The 17,051-nt window shown below is 35.9% G+C and carries 15 protein-coding genes and 1 pseudogene; 3 read left to right on the top strand and 13 right to left on the bottom strand.

Features of this window, described 5'->3' with window-relative positions:
* Window positions 1-69: 69 nt before the first annotated feature.
* From JCM15092_RS01210 to JCM15092_RS01185, 6 genes are all read right to left on the bottom strand, one after another.
* The gene (locus JCM15092_RS01210; protein WP_024993058.1) at window positions 70-306 is read right to left on the bottom strand and encodes a DUF8506 family protein; all 237 of its coding nucleotides are present in this window, start codon (window positions 304-306) and stop codon (window positions 70-72) included.
* Window positions 296-871 carry an ATPase gene (locus JCM15092_RS01205; RefSeq protein ID WP_024993057.1) on the bottom strand — a complete coding sequence of 192 codons (576 nt, stop codon included), beginning with the start codon at window positions 869-871 and terminating at the stop codon, window positions 296-298. Before JCM15092_RS01205 ends, JCM15092_RS01210 begins: the two co-directional genes overlap by 11 nt.
* Window positions 872-1,053: 182 nt before the next feature.
* Window positions 1,054-2,457, bottom strand: a complete 1,404-nt coding sequence (asnS, locus tag JCM15092_RS01200) for an asparagine--tRNA ligase (protein WP_024993056.1) — start codon at window positions 2,455-2,457, stop codon at window positions 1,054-1,056.
* 67 nt (window positions 2,458-2,524) lie between these two features.
* On the bottom strand, window positions 2,525-3,958 hold the full coding sequence (locus tag JCM15092_RS01195) for a pseudouridine synthase (RefSeq protein WP_024993055.1): 1,434 nt from the start codon (window positions 3,956-3,958) through the stop codon (window positions 2,525-2,527).
* Window positions 3,959-4,024: 66 nt separating this feature from the next.
* A complete protein-coding gene (gene purB, locus JCM15092_RS01190) occupies window positions 4,025-5,371 on the bottom strand; it encodes an adenylosuccinate lyase (protein ID WP_024993054.1) in 1,347 nt (448 codons plus the stop codon).
* A 77-nt stretch (window positions 5,372-5,448) separates the two neighbouring features.
* Window positions 5,449-6,756, bottom strand: coding sequence for an MATE family efflux transporter (locus JCM15092_RS01185; protein WP_051532450.1), 1,308 nt, complete (start codon window positions 6,754-6,756; stop codon window positions 5,449-5,451).
* A gap of 238 nt (window positions 6,757-6,994) precedes the next feature.
* On the opposite strand from JCM15092_RS01185, the gene JCM15092_RS01180 reads away from it, so the two are divergent.
* A complete protein-coding gene (locus JCM15092_RS01180; RefSeq protein ID WP_024993052.1) occupies window positions 6,995-8,413 on the top strand; it encodes an alkaline phosphatase in 1,419 nt (472 codons plus the stop codon).
* Here JCM15092_RS01180 and JCM15092_RS01175 read toward each other — a convergent pair.
* Both JCM15092_RS01175 and JCM15092_RS01170 read right to left on the bottom strand, forming a co-directional pair.
* Window positions 8,410-9,072, bottom strand: coding sequence for a helix-hairpin-helix domain-containing protein (locus JCM15092_RS01175; RefSeq protein WP_235782241.1), 663 nt, complete (start codon window positions 9,070-9,072; stop codon window positions 8,410-8,412). The two genes, JCM15092_RS01180 and JCM15092_RS01175, sit on opposite strands and share 4 nt — an antisense overlap.
* A gap of 250 nt (window positions 9,073-9,322) precedes the next feature.
* A complete protein-coding gene (locus JCM15092_RS01170) occupies window positions 9,323-10,684 on the bottom strand; it encodes a sodium-dependent transporter (RefSeq protein ID WP_024993050.1) in 1,362 nt (453 codons plus the stop codon).
* Between the two features lie 97 nt (window positions 10,685-10,781).
* Here JCM15092_RS01170 and JCM15092_RS01165 point away from each other — a divergent pair, with 97 nt between their 5' ends.
* Window positions 10,782-11,171 carry a VanZ family protein gene (locus tag JCM15092_RS01165; RefSeq protein ID WP_024993049.1) on the top strand — a complete coding sequence of 130 codons (390 nt, stop codon included), beginning with the start codon at window positions 10,782-10,784 and terminating at the stop codon, window positions 11,169-11,171.
* A 76-nt stretch (window positions 11,172-11,247) separates the two neighbouring features.
* On the opposite strand, the gene JCM15092_RS01160 is transcribed toward JCM15092_RS01165, so the two are convergent.
* The 5 genes and pseudogenes from JCM15092_RS01160 to JCM15092_RS14560 all read right to left on the bottom strand — a co-directional run bounded on the left by JCM15092_RS01160 (window position 11,248) and on the right by JCM15092_RS14560 (window position 15,780).
* Window positions 11,248-11,751, bottom strand: coding sequence for an RNA polymerase sigma factor (locus JCM15092_RS01160; RefSeq protein ID WP_024993048.1), 504 nt, complete (start codon window positions 11,749-11,751; stop codon window positions 11,248-11,250).
* A 193-nt stretch (window positions 11,752-11,944) separates the two neighbouring features.
* Window positions 11,945-12,421, bottom strand: coding sequence for a CYTH domain-containing protein (locus tag JCM15092_RS01155; protein ID WP_024993047.1), 477 nt, complete (start codon window positions 12,419-12,421; stop codon window positions 11,945-11,947).
* A gap of 65 nt (window positions 12,422-12,486) precedes the next feature.
* The gene (locus tag JCM15092_RS17785) at window positions 12,487-12,618 is read right to left on the bottom strand and encodes a hypothetical protein (protein ID WP_262501358.1); all 132 of its coding nucleotides are present in this window, start codon (window positions 12,616-12,618) and stop codon (window positions 12,487-12,489) included.
* Window positions 12,619-12,696: 78 nt separating this feature from the next.
* Entirely contained in the window at window positions 12,697-13,812 is a 1,116-nt protein-coding gene (prfB, locus tag JCM15092_RS01145) for a peptide chain release factor 2 (RefSeq protein WP_024993046.1), read from the bottom strand.
* Between the two features lie 163 nt (window positions 13,813-13,975).
* A pseudogene (locus tag JCM15092_RS14560) lies at window positions 13,976-15,780 on the bottom strand (AMP-dependent synthetase/ligase).
* Between the two features lie 201 nt (window positions 15,781-15,981).
* Here JCM15092_RS14560 and JCM15092_RS01135 point away from each other — a divergent pair.
* Window positions 15,982-17,046 (top strand): M20 family metallo-hydrolase, encoded by a 1,065-nt coding sequence (locus JCM15092_RS01135; protein WP_024993045.1) that lies wholly within the window; start codon window positions 15,982-15,984, stop codon window positions 17,044-17,046.
* Window positions 17,047-17,051: the final 5 nt, after the last annotated feature.

Here is a 17,051-nt window from a genome sequence, read left to right as displayed (position 1 = left end):
ATTTTTAGTCGAATAGCCTGATTTAAGATAAAACCACAGTACAATCAATAGCGCAGAATTATTATCTCATTACCAATTACTAAGTACACTGTAATAATCTGCTTCGGCATTTTCAGACTCGCGGCTGATGTTTTCACGAAGCTTTAGTAACTCGGATGCAGAGACACGAATAACTTTGCCATCGGCACAGCCATAACATAATGTTCCCTCACGTTTAGCTGTATCCTCTATAAGGCGCTGCTCAGCCAACTCTAATCCATAACGCAATTTTGCACTTAATTCTTTATACTCTTCCTCAGTTGACATAACTTTTAATTAAATTATAAAGTACCGGAGTGTATATATGTGGATGATCACCTTTCTTGAAAGCATCAGCTACAATAACTCTTGGTGTTATACTATTATCTGCCAGCATCCAATAGTCAACACATGACATATATATGTTGAAGAAGTTGGATAAGCCTGAATAGTATCTACGACGTATTATAGGAGATGGCACATCATGACCACCATTAGCAACTCTTTGTTTAACTCTTTCAATAGCAAGCTCAGGAGTATTTAACCAAAAATATATAAGGCTTACTGTATAATTGAAAGCCTGTGCTTGTTTAATAAGGTTTATATACGAACGGGTAGATAGAGTCGTTTCTACAGAAAATGTAACACCAAGGTTCATTAGTTCCGAAATTCTTCTCAACATAAGTCTACCTGCCTCTATAGCAACGCTGGAAGGGTTAAAAGGGGATAGTCCTTTTGCAATCTCGTCGGCATTGACAAACTCCTTGCAGTCCAAAATTTCAGGTAAAACAGTATAAGAAGCTGTTGTTTTTCCAGCTCCATTACATCCTGCTATTATGTAAAGCGTTGGCATGGATTTATTTGACCTAATTTATTTCTTAAAGGCACAAAGTTATATATTATTTTCAATCAGCATCATTTTGAGTAATAAAATTTCGTAAGATATAACACATTTTTCTCAGTTTTGTGCATTTTTATATGAGATAAAAAATAGCCACCCTTTGAAGGCGGCTATTATAATATATAATTGTAAGATTAGAATTCTGCATTCTTTGGTGTACGTGGGAAAGGAATAACGTCACGTATGTTACTCATACCGGTAACAAACAGAAGTAATCTCTCGAAACCGAGACCAAATCCTGAATGAGGACATGTTCCATACTTACGAGTGTCAAGATACCACCACATATCCTTCATAGGTATATTAAGTTCTTCTACTCGACTTACAAGCTTGTTATAATCAGATTCTCTTTCAGAACCTCCGATAATCTCTCCAATCTTTGGGAATAGAACATCCATTGCACGAACAGTCTTTCCATCTTCATTCTGTTTCATATAGAACGCCTTAATCTCTTTTGGATAGTCAGTAAGTATAACAGGACGTTTAAAATGCTCTTCTACAAGGAATCTCTCATGTTCAGAAGCCAAGTCAACTCCCCAATATACAGGGAACTCGAATTTACGTCCGTTAGCTACTGCCTCTTCAAGAATCTTTATTCCTTCAGTATATGGGAGACGGACAAAATCCTCGTCTAACACACTCTGGAGTCGCTCGATAAGTCCCTTATCAAACATATCGTTCAAGAATTTCACATCATCAGCACAGTTATCTAAAGCCCACTTAACACAATACTTGATGAAGTCCTCAGCTAGGTCCATATTATCGATGATATCATTGAATGCAACTTCAGGTTCAATCATCCAGAACTCTGCTAAGTGACGTGGAGTATTTGAGTTTTCAGCACGGAATGTAGGTCCAAAAGTATATATAGCTCCTAATGCTGTAGCAGCTAACTCACCTTCAAGCTGTCCAGACACGGTAAGGCTTGCCTGCTTTCCGAAGAAATCATCATCGTAAATTATTGAGCCGTTCTCATCCTTAGTAAGATCGTAAAGATTCTTTGTAGTGACCTGGAACATCTGACCAGCACCTTCACAGTCGGATGCTGTGATAATAGGTGTATGGAAATAATAGAAACCATGATCATGGAAATATTTATGTATAGCGATAGCCATGTTATGGCGGATACGGAATACAGCTCCAAATGTATTTGTACGAGGACGCAAATGAGCTATCTCACGAAGGAACTCCATTGTATGACCCTTTTTCTGCAAAGGATATGTATTATCACAAGCACCAAGAATCTCAATCTCTGTTGCATGTATCTCTGCTGCCTGACCGGAACCTATAGATTCAGCCAATGTACCATTAATACTCAAGCAAGCGCCAGTAGTTATTAACTTAAGAAGTTCTTCATCAAAGTTGCCCAAGTCGACAACAATCTGAATATTATTTATTGTAGAACCATCATTAAGAGCAATAAAACTAACTTGTTTACTGCCGCGTCTGGTACGAACCCACCCTTTTACATTGACAGAAATGCCAAAATCACGACGTTTCAGCATGTCAATTATTCTTGTCCTACTAATTTTTTCCATCGTTTTGTCTTTTTATATTAATGTAACCGGGGCAAGATATAAATCTGCCCCTTATAGTTTAAGTTTATTATTCGAATGACCCCATACGAAGTACGTTCACCTCTTGTTCAGTAAGGTATCTCCAATCTCCTCTTCTAAGCCCTTTCTTTGTCAAACCTGCAAAATAAACTCTGTCAAGTTTAATAACCTTATAGCCTAAAGATTCAAAGATACGACGTACTATTCTGTTTTTCCCAGAATGGATTTCGATACCTATCTGAGACTTATCAGTATCCGAAGCATAATTTATCTCATCTGCGTGTATCTCACCATCTTCGAGAGTGATACCCTCAAGAATCTGATCAAGGTCAGCTTTTGATACATTCTTATCACAATATACATGATAAATCTTTTTCTTCATAAACTTAGGATGAGTAAGTTTAGAAGCAAGGTCTCCATCATTTGTAAGAAGAAGAACGCCTGTTGTATTTCTGTCAAGACGACCTACAGGATATATTCTCTCGTTGCAAGCGTCTTTTACATAATCCATTACAGTCTTTCTCTCCTGAGGATCATCTGATGTTGTCACACAATCCTTTGGTTTGTTTAGAAGAACATATACCTTCTTCTCAATCTTTACAGATTCATCATGGAACTTAACTTCGTCAGTACGCTTAATCTTTGTTCCCAATTCTGATACTACTTCACCATTTACAGAGACAACACCTGCTGTAATATATTCATCAGCCTCTCTACGAGAACATATTCCTGCATTAGCAAGGAACTTATTCAATCTGATAGGTTCATTTGGATCAGTAAGGATATCTTTATACTCTATCTGTTTCTTCATGCTATATTTAGCATTAGGATTGTATCCAGTAGAGTATGAGCGACCTCTTCCTGAGTTATTCTGATAACCTCCAGGAGTAAAACGAGGTCTTTGTGGACGGTCTATTCCACCTCCATTATCATATCTGTTATTCTGACCGTAGCTGCGTGGGCGCTGTGGACGGTCTGAATTATTGTCGTAACGGTGGTAAGAAGGTCGACTATTGTATGGCCTTTCACCACCATTGTATGGTCTTTCACCACTATTGTACGATCTTTCACCATTATTATATGGCCTTTCTCCGCCATTGTATGGTCTATCGCCTCCTTCACGGCTGTAGTTATTTGTACGTGGGCGATATGAACGCTGTTCGCCATCCTCCCTATTGTAGTTGTTTGTACGAGGGCGGTAGCTTCTTTGTTCTCCGTTATTTTCTTCATTGTTATTATTGAAACGAGGACGTTGTGGACGATCGCCATTATTCCCGTAGCTGTTATAACGATTATTATAAGATGGTCTGTACTGCCTGTCACCACCATCACGGTTGTAACTGTTAGTACGAGGGCGATATGAACGCTGACTAGAATCACTATTATATCTGTTATAAGATCTATAACCACCTTCACGGCTTACATTCTGTCTTTCATCATTACCTGTTGTTCCTTCAGGTTTGTTTTCGTTTTCTGTACTCATGATACTAATATTAAAATTATTAATGTCGCCCTCTCGGGCTTTATTTCCTATCTTTTTTATAACAAATTAAATACCTGTATAGTTGTGAGGAGTGATATTTCTTAGTTCTTTCTTTATCTCTTCACTAACATTCAATGTTTCAATAAACTCTCTTATTGATTCCTCTGTCATCTTCTGATTTGTTCTTGTCAAAGCTTTCAAAGCTTCGTATGGATGAGGATATCCCTCTCTTCTCAATATTGTCTGAATAGCCTCAGCAACAACACTCCAGCAGTTATCCAAATCATTATATATAGCTGCCTCATTAAGTATAACTTTTCTAAGTCCTTTTAAGGAACTCTGAATAGCAATGATTATATGAGCAAAAGGGACTCCAACATTACGTAATACTGTAGAGTCGGTCAAATCACGTTGCAGTCTTGATATAGGCAACTTTATTGACAAATGCTGAAGAAGTGCACTAGCTACTCCTAAATTACCTTCTGCATTTTCAAAATCTATAGGATTGACTTTATGAGGCATTGCACTTGAACCAACTTCGCCTGCTTTGATCTTCTGTTTGAAATATTCCATTGAGATATATTGCCAGAAGTCACGATTCATATCAATCATAATAGTGTTGATGCGAGTCATTGTATCAAATATGGCTCCAAGATTATCATAATTTGAAATCTGAGTAGTATACTCTTCACGCTCCAAGCCTAATTTCTCACTTACAAACTTGTTGCCAAATTTCTTCCAATCGAATGATGGATAAGCAACATTATGAGCGTTATAGTTACCTGTTGCACCACCGAACTTAGCTGTAAGAGGTAGTGTTTTCAAGAGCTCAACCTGGCGTCTCAATCTATATACAAATACCATTATCTCTTTACCCAATCTTGTAGGAGAAGCTGGCTGACCATGTGTCTTTGCCAACATAGGAATCTCAGCCCATTCTTCAGCAAATGTATTCAGCTGAGATATAAGTTCTTCTATCTGTGGATAATATACATCATTAAGAGCCTCTTTAATTGAGAGAGGAATAGATGTATTGTTGATATCTTGAGAAGTTAAGCCGAAATGGATAAACTCTTTATATTGCTCTAAATTACCGAGTTTGTCAAATTGCTCTTTTATAAAATACTCAACAGCCTTAACATCGTGATTAGTCACACCCTCAATCTCTTTAATTCTATTTGCATCTTTCTCAGAGAAGTTCTTATATATATCCCTAAGTGAATCAAAATGAGAATGGTCAAAATCATTCAGTTGAGGTAGAGGTAACTCGCATAATGTAATAAAGTATTCTATCTCTACCTGCACTCTGTATCTAATAAGTGCATATTCAGAAAAATAGTTGGATAAAGCATTAGCTTTTCCCCAGTATCTACCATCAATAGGTGATATTGCCGTGAGTAAATTGAGCTCCATAATGTTATTAAAGATAATTATCAGGCACAAAATTAATTCTTTTTTTAATAACATACTATCAAAACGTTGAATTAAGTTCAACGCACAAAGCTTTTTTTAGCCCATTTAAAACTGTTCCATCTTTTTACGAAAATGACTCCTCGAATATTCTCATCAATAGCAAAAGCACACCACATACCTATAAGCCCAAGTCCGAAATAGATGCCAAGCAGATAACCTATCCCCACCGCTACACTCCATTGCACGACCAATCCTACATAAAACGGATAGAAAACATCTCCAGCTGCTCTCAATGCATTCGTTGCATATATGTTTATGGCACGACCAATTTCTAGAAATACTTCTATAAAAAGAATATAAGTTCCCATTACTATGACATCTCTATTATCTGTCAGCCATGAGAATATTGTATTACCAGCAATTGCCCATATCATAGACAACACCAAAGAGACTATGATTGAAACTCTCATAACATATTTCCCTAAGACGAAAGCAGCCTTATTTTTCTTCATGCCGACAAAATGTCCTATGCATATTGCTCCACCTTGCGCCATAGCTACCGCAAAAAGGTAGACAAACATCACAATATTGACTACGTAAGTTCTTGTTGCAAGAGCGTGTGTACCTATAATAGCTATGAAGAAGGTTAACACCACTTGAGATAGGCTATATGACATATTTTCACCAGCTGATGGTATTCCAACTTTAAGCAAATTCTTAAGTTGTGAAAAAGGGAATGGAGTGAAGTACTCTTTAGGAAAACTTGGTATATATTTCTTTAGTAAGATAATAAACAGTATTACCATAGCTACTCCTCTAGCAAAAGCAGTTGAAATAGCAGCACCTTCAACACCCATAGCAGGCACGCCGAATTTTCCGAAAATCAAGGTATAGTTGCCTATAATATTGAGTATATTTACTATTACAGTAACAATCATAGGATAAATTGCCTTATTTGCACTCTTCAGTGAAGCAGAAATAGTCAGCGAAACTGCTTGAAAAAAGGCAAAAGCACCAACAATCTTCATATATCCAACCCCTAGAGTAAGAAGATTATCCTTAAGGCCCATAATCTGCAATATAGGAGATGAACCAAAGTATAACAATGCACTTATTGAAATACCAAAAATAATATTAACAATAAGTGAGACTCCTACGACTTGAACAACCTTATCCCTCTGTCCCGCACCAATGTATTGAGAACAAAGAACAGAAGTTCCAATATTAATTACTTCAAATATTAGGAAAGTGAACATTATTAGTTGGTTTACCACTCCAACAGCAGCAACACTATCATCCGAAAAGCGGCTAAGCATAATAGTATCTACAGCACCCAACATCATAATAAGAAGAGTTTCAATAAATATAGGAATAACTAGCGCCATCAATTTTGACTTAGCTTCGGAGTCCTGTATCCTTATAAAAGAATATAGTTTTGATTTTATTTTTATCATTGGTGCAAAATTACAACACTATTTCCACCACTGTTTTGACATAAATCAAAAAATTGATAGATAGCCAATCTTCTCATATATACTTATTGATTATTGGTATACATATAATAATCATTAGCAAAAAAATAGTATATATTTGCAATAGTTCATTCAGTTAAAAAATTAAGGTATGAAGAAATTATCATGTTTATTTACTTTCGTTTTTCTATTTATCAACATAGCCATCGCACAGCAAGCTAAGTATGTTTTCTACTTTATTGGCGATGGAATGGGAGTAAATCAGGTTTTATGTACAGAAATGTACAACTCAGAGTTAAAAGGTGAGATAGGGATAACACCTTTACTATTCACTCAGTTTCCATATTGTACAACAGCTACAACTTTCTCTGCAACTAATGGAGTAACAGATTCTGCTGCTGCAGGTACAGCACTGGCCACTGGAAATAAGACTAAGAATGGAGCAATAGGTGTAAAAAAAGACCAGACTTCTCCTGTAAACAGCATCGCAGTTTTAGCAAAAAACAGAGGTAAGAGTGTTGGAATAGCAACAAGTGTTAGCGTAGATCATGCTACTCCAGCGGCCTTCTATGGCCACCAAGGTTCAAGAAGTAGTTATTACAATATGGGATTGGATCTTATTAATACTGGATTCGACTTCTATGCTGGATCCGATTTTCTTGACCCCTATAATTCTAAGATGAAAGATAAGAAGTACACTGACCTATATACATTAACCAAGAAGGCAGGATATAACCTTGTACGTGGATATGATGAATTTAAGAAGAATGTTGGTAAATCTTCGAAAATGATACTTTTTCAGCCAGATAGTGCTAAAGATAACAGTTCCATCCCTTATGCTATAGACAGAAAACCTGGAAATTTGAGCCTTCAAGAAATTACAACTGCAGCAGTAGACTTCCTATACTCAAAAAGCAAGAATGGTTTCTTCCTTATGGTTGAAGGTGGTAAAATTGACTGGGCTTGCCATAGTAATGATGCTGCAACGGTGGTTAACGAAATCATGGATATGGATAATGCTATAAAGATAGCTTACGATTTTTACAAGAAACATCAAAATGAGACACTAATTGTGGTTACAGCAGATCATGAAACAGGAGGTTTTGCTTTAGGCAATGGTCAATATGCGCTTAACCTTAAAGCATTATCCTCTCAAAAGGTAAGCGTTAATGGATTCACATCAAAACTCAATGAGTTGAGAAAAAAGTATAACAACAAAGTACCTTGGGATGTTGTGAAAAAGGGTCTGGAAGAAAACTTCGGCTTCTGGGACAGTATAAAACTCAACGATAAAGAAGAGAAACGTTTGATGGATGTTTACGATAAGACATTCAACAACCAGGAAAATGTTAATTTGGAGAAAAGTGAATACCAGCAAGATGAGCCTCTAGCAAATGAGGCAATGAAGATACTTAACCACATTGCGTTAGTAGGATGGACCAGCGGTGGGCACTCTGCGGGATATGTTCCTGTATTTGCTATAGGTGCTGGAGCAGAGAAGTTCCAAGGCAGAATGGATAACACCGAAATACCAGAAAGAATTGCAAAAGCTGCAGGATATAAATACTAATCAAAAGAAAGATAATATACTAACCTATTTAGATCTTTCTCAGTGAACTCTTCAAAAAAGGATAACTGAGAAAGATTTTTTATTTTACCTCTCTTACGCCTATATTCAATAATTACTTTGGCTTTATAAAAGTTCATATATGGATGATTTCTCAAGCGGTCAAGACTAAAGCTATTCACTTTGATTTTATCCTTCTCTTCAATAGGGTTTTTAACAACAAACCATTCATGTAGTTTATTATCAATATATCCGATTTCATCGAGCTGTTCAACAGAATAATAGCCACCAAGTCGTGTACGGTAAGCAATAATCATTTTTGCTAGCCCACTTCCAATTCCAGGGATTTTTTTAAGGATTGTTGTATCGGCTGAGTTTAGGTCAACCTGCGTAACCTCTTGAAACTTATATATCTTTATTGAATCAATACCTTTGTGCTTAAAAGTATCTCTTTTAGCCAAAAATTCCGATGAAATGGTAATATATGGCTTTAGCTTTTCAAATAGAGCGAGGGTAAGTCCATATATTTTTGAAAAAGAAGATACATCTCTGAACTTACCACCAGCCTTGCGGTATTTTAATATATTTGAGACCACATATCTAGGTATGCCGACCCTTCTTAATGAGAGAGAATCTGCTAAATTTGGATCAAAGTAATCCAAAATGATCTCTTCATTATTGTATCTATACTTACTAAACCTCCTCAAGCTATCCTTATACCTCTTCTCTTTAAGGCTTTTGATAAAGCTATCAATCTCTTCAATTTTTTTAGCACTAAGCTCTTCCTTCTCATAACTCTTTTCTTTTGAAAAAAGGAGTGAGACACCTACAGATACTATTGCAATTAGAAAGAAAAGTATTAATACTCTTCTCTCCCTCTTTGAAAAATAGAAAAAATTGTTTACCCCATAATTAAATCAAATTTAACTCCTTAATGAAGATAGCCGATATTGCCAAAGGCGAAACATATTTAAGGATGAAAATATAAACATTGAATAGCCCTAACTTCATCTTCCCATAGTTTGTAAATTCATTCTTTACTCTAGATTTATCAAGATACCATCCTACAAATATAGATATAAGCATTCCTCCTAATGGTAACATAATCTTAGCAGTAACAAAGTCTAGGGCATCAAAAATTCCTTTACCAAACAGAGTGTAATCCTGCATAACTCCTAGTGAGAGAGATGATATAACCCCTATTACGATGCATCCTGCAGTAACGATCTTGGCAGCCCTTCCTCTAGACATCCCATATTTCTCATTAAGGAATGCAGTAGATACCTCATGCATTGAAATAGTAGATGTCAACGCAGCTAAGGCTAAAAGTACATAGAATGATACCGAGAAGATATATGCTAATATTGGAATACCAGAAAAAGCTTGTTGGAACACGTTTGGCAAGGTTATAAAGATTAACGATGGCCCAGCATCAGGCTGAATACCAACAGAGAAAGCAGCGGGGAATATAATTACACCTCCAAGAATAGCTACTAATGTATCAATAGTGGCAACGCTGACAGCCGTATTACCTAGTTTAGCATCTTTCCCAAAATAGGAAGCATAAGTTGAAAGACATCCCATTCCTAAACTTAATGAGAAGAATGCTTGTCCTAGTGCACTAAGAAAAACGCTACTATTCAACTTGCTGAAGTCTGGGTTGAAAAGGAATTCCAACCCTTTCTGGGAATTAGGCAAAGTTATCGAACATATAGCCAGAACAATTACAATAATAAATAAAAGTGGCATCATTATCTTTGATGACTTTTCAATTCCATTCTTTACACCTTTAACAATAATATAGTGAGTCATCAGTAAGAACACTATAAGCCAAAACAAAGGTTTCCATGGATTTTGAGAGAATGATTGGAATGAGACCACGAAATCTTCAGGTCTATTATTGGCGAAACCATTAATGCCAGCTTCAAGAATATATTCAAGTGTCCATCCAGCTACCACAGAGTAGTATCCCAAAATTAAGAAACCTGTTAGAACACCTAAGTAGCCAACCCATTTCCACTGTGTGCCTGGTGCCAATACAGAAAAAGACTTACCTGTACTTGCCTTAGAGCTTCTTCCAATAGAGAACTCAGCCACCATAATAGGAAGGCCTAGAAAAAGAACACATCCTAAGTAAACTAAAATAAAGGCTGCCCCTCCATGATTTCCTGTCTCATATGGGAATCTCCATATATTTCCCAGACCAACTGCTGATCCGGCTGCTGCTAATATACCACCAATTTTACTACCAAATCCTACTCTTGTATCTTGCATACTTAAAAAATAACATTTTGTTCCATTTAACCTCAATTATTCTGTAAAAATAATAATTTTAAGCTATTTTTACATCGAATAATAATTAATTTAAGGTATGATATATTATTTTAAAAAATATCCATTAGCAATCATTATCATCGTTATTATTTGTTACCTCTCTTTCTTTACACCTCCACAGACAGAGCTTAGTGAGGTTACAAACATCGATAAAATCGTGCATTTTCTCATGTATGGAGGCTTAAGTCTTGTCTTGTGGTATGAGCATCTTAGAATACATGAAGAAATAATATGGAAGCATATAATCATAGGAGCTATAATTGCACCCATATTAATGAGTGGTAGCATAGAGATTATGCAATCAAACCTAACCTCAAACAGAAGTGGAGAGTGGACAGATTTTATTTCAAATATAATAGGAGTTCTTGCTGCTGCAATAGCTGGATATTATATATTACGCCCCCTAGTTCATGTCAAGGAGAAATAAATGCGCCTACAATTCTCTCAGAACTGAAGGCGCCATCATATTAGTAAGGTCATATATACAACTATAATAAAGAATCTTATTTATAGTCCTTTAGAAGTTCTTGGAGTTTTTGCCTTGTAACAAAAATTCTACTTTTAACCGTTCCAATTGGAAGATTTAGTTTATCTGCAATCTCACGATACTTAAATCCTGAAACATACATTGAAAAAGGTACTCTAGTTTCTTTTGGGAAAGTGTTTATTACCCTGTACATCTCTTTAATATCATAAGAGGATTCAGAAAGATCATCAGAATATTTTGTATTAGTAATTTGAAATTTAGTATCATCTGATTTATCTAAAAAGGTTTGCTCCTTTATAACCTTTCTATAATTATTAATAAATAAATTACGCATTATGGTGTAAACCCAACCTTTGAAATTGTAATCATTGGTGAATCTAGACTCATTATCCAAAGCTTTTAATGATGTTGCCTGTAACAGGTCTTTCGCATCATTTTTATCGGCAGTCAACTTAAGTGCAAAACAGAGTAGTTCTGGTTGCAGGCTTACAAGGTGCTCGGAGAAATTCTCAGTTTTCATAATAGAGTTTAATTAAGTTAGTTTAGTAATGTTTTAATTCATTGCGATTTTGCATGTAACAAATGTATGCAGATTGAATGAAATTATGATTCTATTATAGATACAAAAAGGAGTAATAACTAATAAATAACAGTTTTTACCCCATAGACTATTAGTTTATGCCCCTCTTCAGTTTGAACAAATCTACTAATAATTATTTAGACCAACTTATATATGGGTTATTCAGAAGATTTGAATTATAATACCTTATATCTCCCGTAACCTCTTTTCCGATGAAATGGGGCATTATAACGACATCGCTTATTGACCTTAGTTCAACTTCAGCAACCACAAGACCTATATTATCACCAAAAAACTCATCTATTTCGAATATATGGTCACCACTTTTAACCTTATATCGAATCTTATCAATAACTCCTCCTGGACATAATTTGATAAGTTCATTTGCATCATTCAATGAAATCTCTTTTTCCCACTCAAATCTGCTTAGCCCGTTGTCAGAAGATTTCCCTTTAATAGTGATATAACCTCTATTATCACTTATTCTTATTCTAACACTCTTTCCAGGCTCACGGCATATATAGCCTTGAACTATATGAGCAGATTCATAGCTCTCTATTTTAAAGCTATCATCAACTACAAGAAACTTTCTTTCTATCTCTAAAGCCATATTATGATGGATAAAAAAAGTCTCATACATTAGTTTGTACAAGACTTCAAATTAGCAATTCTCTTTTAAGCATTTACTGCAAAGAAAACCATTGATACAAGAGCTAATACTATCAAAGATACAAAAATTCCCTTAATAATATTATTGGCTTTCACTTCTTGCCGTTTAGCATATGCTTCTCTGTTTCTCTTTCCCATATGTATTGTATTAAGATTTATAGTGTATCTCAAATATACATATTAAAAACAACAAATAAAACCAAAAATAGAATAATTTTAAATCTCTGCGTCTGAGAACTCCATAAGGTATGCTTTAATGAACCCGTCAATCTTTCCATCCATAACTCCATTAACATCAGATGTCTGGTAATTGGTCCTATGATCCTTCACTCTTCTATCATCAAAGACATAACTCCTTATCTGAGATCCCCATTCAATTTTCTTCTTATTAGCTTCTACTTTTGCCTGCTCCTCCATCCTGTGTTGCATCTCTTTATCATATAATATTGATCGCAACTGACGCATTGCATTCTCCTTATTCTTTGGCTGATCACGAGTCTCTGTATTCTCAATCAAAATCTCTTCTTCAGCACCAGAATATGGATCTTTATATTGATATCTCAAACGAACTCCCGATTCCACTTTATTGACGTTCTGACCACCGGCTCCACCAGATCGGAAAGTATCCCATGAGATACGAGCAGGCTCGATATTAACCTCAATGCTGTCGTCAATAAGAGGAGTAACAAATACCGAAGCAAAAGAGGTCATTCGTTTTCCCTGAGCATTATAAGGAGATACTCTAACAAGCCTGTGAACTCCATTCTCACCTTTAAGGTATCCGTAAGCGAAACCTCCCTCAATCTGTAATGTTACAGTCTTGATTCCAGCCTCATCACCATCCTGAATATTAGAAATACTTACCTTACACTTATTAGTCTCACCCCAACGCATATACATCCTCATAAGCATAGAAGCCCAGTCTTGACTTTCTGTACCACCAGCCCCTGAATTGATTTTAAGAATACAATCCATTTGGTCTGCCTCCTGACGAAGCATATTTTTTAGCTCTAGAGATTCTACTGCCTCTATAGCTTTAGCGTAGGTTTCATCAATCTCCTGTTCTGTAACAAGTTCATTTTTAAAAAAATCAAATGCCAGATCAAGTTCATCAGATAATGTCTTAACAATCTTATATCCATCTATCCATTTCTGAAGATCCTTAACCTTTTTCATCTGAGCTTCAGCTGTTTTTGCATCATCCCAGAAACCAGGAGCCTGAGTGCGAAGCTGTTCCTCTTCAACCTGGATAAGCTTATTATCTATATCCAGATATCTATTCAAAGCCTCTGTACGGTCCTTTATATCTTTTAGTTGATCTAATGTTATCATTGACTTATTAATTTTGCACAAAGATAGTTCAAAATCTATTTATCTACAACATAAAGAACTCTCTATGAGTTCTATTTATAAGAATTAGAATATATAAAATACAAAGTGCAACCCGCATTAGTAATAACTGACGGATTGCACTTTGCAGAGAGATACGAGAATTTTAGCACTCGTACATCTTGTCTATCTCTTTAGAGTAGTTCGTATAAAGAACATTTCTCTTAATCTTTAATGTATTTGTAAGCTCTCCCCTCTCCATACTGAAAGGATTGGCAAGAAGAGTAAAACGTTTGATCTTCTCATAGCTTGCAAATTCAGTCTGAAGAGCATCTATTCTTTTAGTGAAGAGTTCGATAATCTTTGGATTATTCAATAACTCTTCCATTGATGAGTATCCGATGCCGTTACTCTTAGCATACTCTTCAACAAGTTTATATTCAGGTATGATAAGTGCTGATACAAACTTCCTTTGATCTGCAATCACTGCTATCTGATCAACATATCTGTCAACTACAATCTTTGATTCAATAGCCTGAGGTGCTATATATTTGCCATTAGACGTCTTGAAAAGGTCTTTTATTCTCTCTTTAAGATATAAATTACCATCTTTAAAGTAACCGGAATCTCCCGTTCTGAGCCATCCATCTTCGGTAAAAGTATTTTTTGTAGCCTCAGGTTTCTTATAATAACCTTTTGTTATTGTCTCACCCTTCAACAAGACTTCATCGTTCTCGCCAATTTTAACCTGAACATTAGGCATTAATTTACCTACAGAACCAATGTCATAATCATCTTTCCATTGGCAAGAGACAGTAGCCGTAGATTCAGTTAGTCCATATCCTGCAATCATGTTTATACCTACTGAATGAACAAACTCCTCAACAGCATTTGGTATAGCAGCTCCTGCAGTTGGGAAGAAACTTCCTCTTTCAATACCTATGGTTTTCTTCAGAAGTGTATAGACGCTCTTATCGTAGAGTTTATATTTCATTGAAAGAAATAGAGGGGCTTTCTTTCCTGCTCTCTTATAATCAATGTTATATTTCTTTCCAGTCTTAATTGCGTCAAGCATGATAACTTTAGCGATACCTTTAGTAGAATTAATCTTCTCTTGAACACCTGAATATACTTCTCCCAAAATCTAGGAACACTACACATCAGATTTGGACGAATCTCCTTAATTGTTCTCTGAATATCCGACGGTTTTAGGTTGATACACATTTCACAACCTCTGCAAAGACAATAGTATGTCCACGCCTTTTCAAATACGTGTGTAAATGGAAGGAAATTCATGACAACCTCATCACCTGTCATATCTTTAAGTCTCTCAATATGAGCAGGCACTGCCGCTTCATAGCATGAGTGGTGAAGCATAACTCCTTTAGGCTCACCCGTTGTTCCTGAAGTATATAATATATTTGCTAGGTCATCTTTAGTAGACTGAGCAATTCTTCTTTCAACCTCCTCATCATACTTAAAGTCACTTCCATATGATACGAACTCATCAAAATAAATAGATGATAAGTCATCACTCTTTTTGCTTACCTCAGAATCAAATATAATAATATGTTTCAGCGCGTTGTCCTTTTTAAGTACCTCATATGCTACATCGTATTGAAATTGTTCACCGACAAAAATATACTCTATTGAAGAATCTTCAATAATATATTCAACTTGAGTTTCAGAACTTGTTGCATAAAGTGGTATAGTTACAATCCTATCACTGAAAGCTCCGAAATCGACATAAAGGCATTCTGGCTTATTTTGCGAAAAGACACCTATGTTTTCTTGTTCCTTAACTCCGAGATGTATTAATGAATTGGCTGCTTTTCTTACAAAATCAGAGAAACTATTCCATGTCACAGGGATCCACGACTCAGTTGAGTAATCACGAAATCTCAGTGCAACACGTTCACCATATTTCTCGGACTGATTGTAAATTAGATCTGATAATAGTGTTTTATTCATTACAAATCATTTTAAATTGCCGCAAAGGTATGGTTTAATTTGGAATTACACATAACATTATATCATTAATTTAGCCAACGGCTCAAAGGGTTAACAAGCTTAGAATGAATATGTAGTTGCACTATTAACTTAATTATTATTAGAATAGTAACAAACTTATTTTACTAATAATGTATCTTTGTATTACAAAAAGATATAGTTATGGTTGATATAGAATATTACTCATCAGAGGCGATAACTTTGCTTAGTTCGCTAATCAGAATTCCTTCATTAAGCCGTGAAGAAGATAAAGCGGCAGACTTCTTACAGACATATATAGAGGAGGCTGGAATACTTACAGGAAGATCAGGCAATAATGTTTGGTGTATTGCACCGGACTTTGATTTAAAGAAACCTACCATCCTTTTAAACTCACATATAGATACTGTAAAACCGGTAAATGGATGGCGTAAGCATCCATTCACTCCAAAGTTGGAGAATGGCAAGTTATATGGACTTGGCAGCAACGATGCTGGCGCAAGTCTAGTCTCTCTTTTCCAGGTTTACAGATACCTCTCTCAAAAGAGACAGAACTACAATCTTATATTCCTCGCTTCATGCGAAGAAGAGGTTTCCGGGAAAGACGGTATTGAGAGCGTAATATCTCAACTACCTCCTATATCCCTAGGTATTGTAGGAGAACCTACTGAGATGCAACCTGCAGTTGCCGAGAAGGGGCTGATGGTTCTTGACGTAGTAGCAAGAGGAAAAGCTGGTCATGCAGCTCGCGAGGAGGGAATAAATGCAATCTATCTTGCAATGGAAGATATTAACTGGTTCAAGAATTATAAATTCGGAAATGGCTCCCCATTACTTGGAGATGTTAAGATGAGCGTTACTCAAATCAATGCAGGAAGTCAGCATAATGTAATTCCTGACACATGTAGCTTTGTCGTAGATATAAGGAGTAATGAGAACTGGTCTAATGAAGAGCTATTCAATAAAATAAAGGGAAATGTAACCAGCGAGGTCACTGCACGTTCATTCCGACTAAATTCTTCGAAGATTGATGGTAACCATCAATTCGTAAAGAGATGTGTAGAACTAGGGCTGACACCTTATGGCTCACCTACTCTTTCAGATCAGGCACTCATGAAATTCCCATCAATAAAGATTGGCCCAGGAAAGTCATCTCGTTCTCATACAGCAGATGAGTACATAATGCTCAATGAGATTGAATCGGGTATAGAGACATACATAAATATCCTTGATGGACTGATAATCTGATTAAA

The organism is Phocaeicola paurosaccharolyticus JCM 15092, from assembly GCF_000613805.1.
In the GTDB taxonomy this organism is placed as follows: domain Bacteria; phylum Bacteroidota; class Bacteroidia; order Bacteroidales; family Bacteroidaceae; genus Phocaeicola; species Phocaeicola paurosaccharolyticus.
Note: the sequence above shows the minus strand (reverse complement) of the source record. Positions and strands in the feature narration are given on the sequence as shown.

What these genes read in the sequence shown, in the direction of transcription:
- JCM15092_RS01210 (WP_024993058.1), bottom strand. Translation starts at nt 306, where the DNA reads ATGTCAACTGAGGAAGAGTATAAAGAATTAAGTGCAAAATTGCGTTAT.
- JCM15092_RS01205 (WP_024993057.1), bottom strand. Translation starts at nt 871, where the DNA reads ATGCCAACGCTTTACATAATAGCAGGATGTAATGGAGCTGGAAAAACA.
- asnS (WP_024993056.1), bottom strand. Translation starts at nt 2,457, where the DNA reads ATGGAAAAAATTAGTAGGACAAGAATAATTGACATGCTGAAACGTCGT.
- JCM15092_RS01195 (WP_024993055.1), bottom strand. Translation starts at nt 3,958, where the DNA reads ATGAGTACAGAAAACGAAAACAAACCTGAAGGAACAACAGGTAATGAT.
- purB (WP_024993054.1), bottom strand. Translation starts at nt 5,371, where the DNA reads ATGGAGCTCAATTTACTCACGGCAATATCACCTATTGATGGTAGATAC.
- JCM15092_RS01185 (WP_051532450.1), bottom strand. Translation starts at nt 6,756, where the DNA reads ATGGCGCTAGTTATTCCTATATTTATTGAAACTCTTCTTATTATGATG.
- JCM15092_RS01180 (WP_024993052.1), top strand. Translation starts at nt 6,995, where the DNA reads ATGAAGAAATTATCATGTTTATTTACTTTCGTTTTTCTATTTATCAAC.
- JCM15092_RS01170 (WP_024993050.1), bottom strand. Translation starts at nt 10,684, where the DNA reads ATGCAAGATACAAGAGTAGGATTTGGTAGTAAAATTGGTGGTATATTA.
- JCM15092_RS01165 (WP_024993049.1), top strand. Translation starts at nt 10,782, where the DNA reads ATGATATATTATTTTAAAAAATATCCATTAGCAATCATTATCATCGTT.
- JCM15092_RS01160 (WP_024993048.1), bottom strand. Translation starts at nt 11,751, where the DNA reads ATGAAAACTGAGAATTTCTCCGAGCACCTTGTAAGCCTGCAACCAGAA.
- JCM15092_RS01155 (WP_024993047.1), bottom strand. Translation starts at nt 12,421, where the DNA reads ATGGCTTTAGAGATAGAAAGAAAGTTTCTTGTAGTTGATGATAGCTTT.
- JCM15092_RS17785 (WP_262501358.1), bottom strand. Translation starts at nt 12,618, where the DNA reads ATGGGAAAGAGAAACAGAGAAGCATATGCTAAACGGCAAGAAGTGAAA.
- prfB (WP_024993046.1), bottom strand. Translation starts at nt 13,812, where the DNA reads ATGATAACATTAGATCAACTAAAAGATATAAAGGACCGTACAGAGGCT.
- JCM15092_RS01135 (WP_024993045.1), top strand. Translation starts at nt 15,982, where the DNA reads ATGGTTGATATAGAATATTACTCATCAGAGGCGATAACTTTGCTTAGT.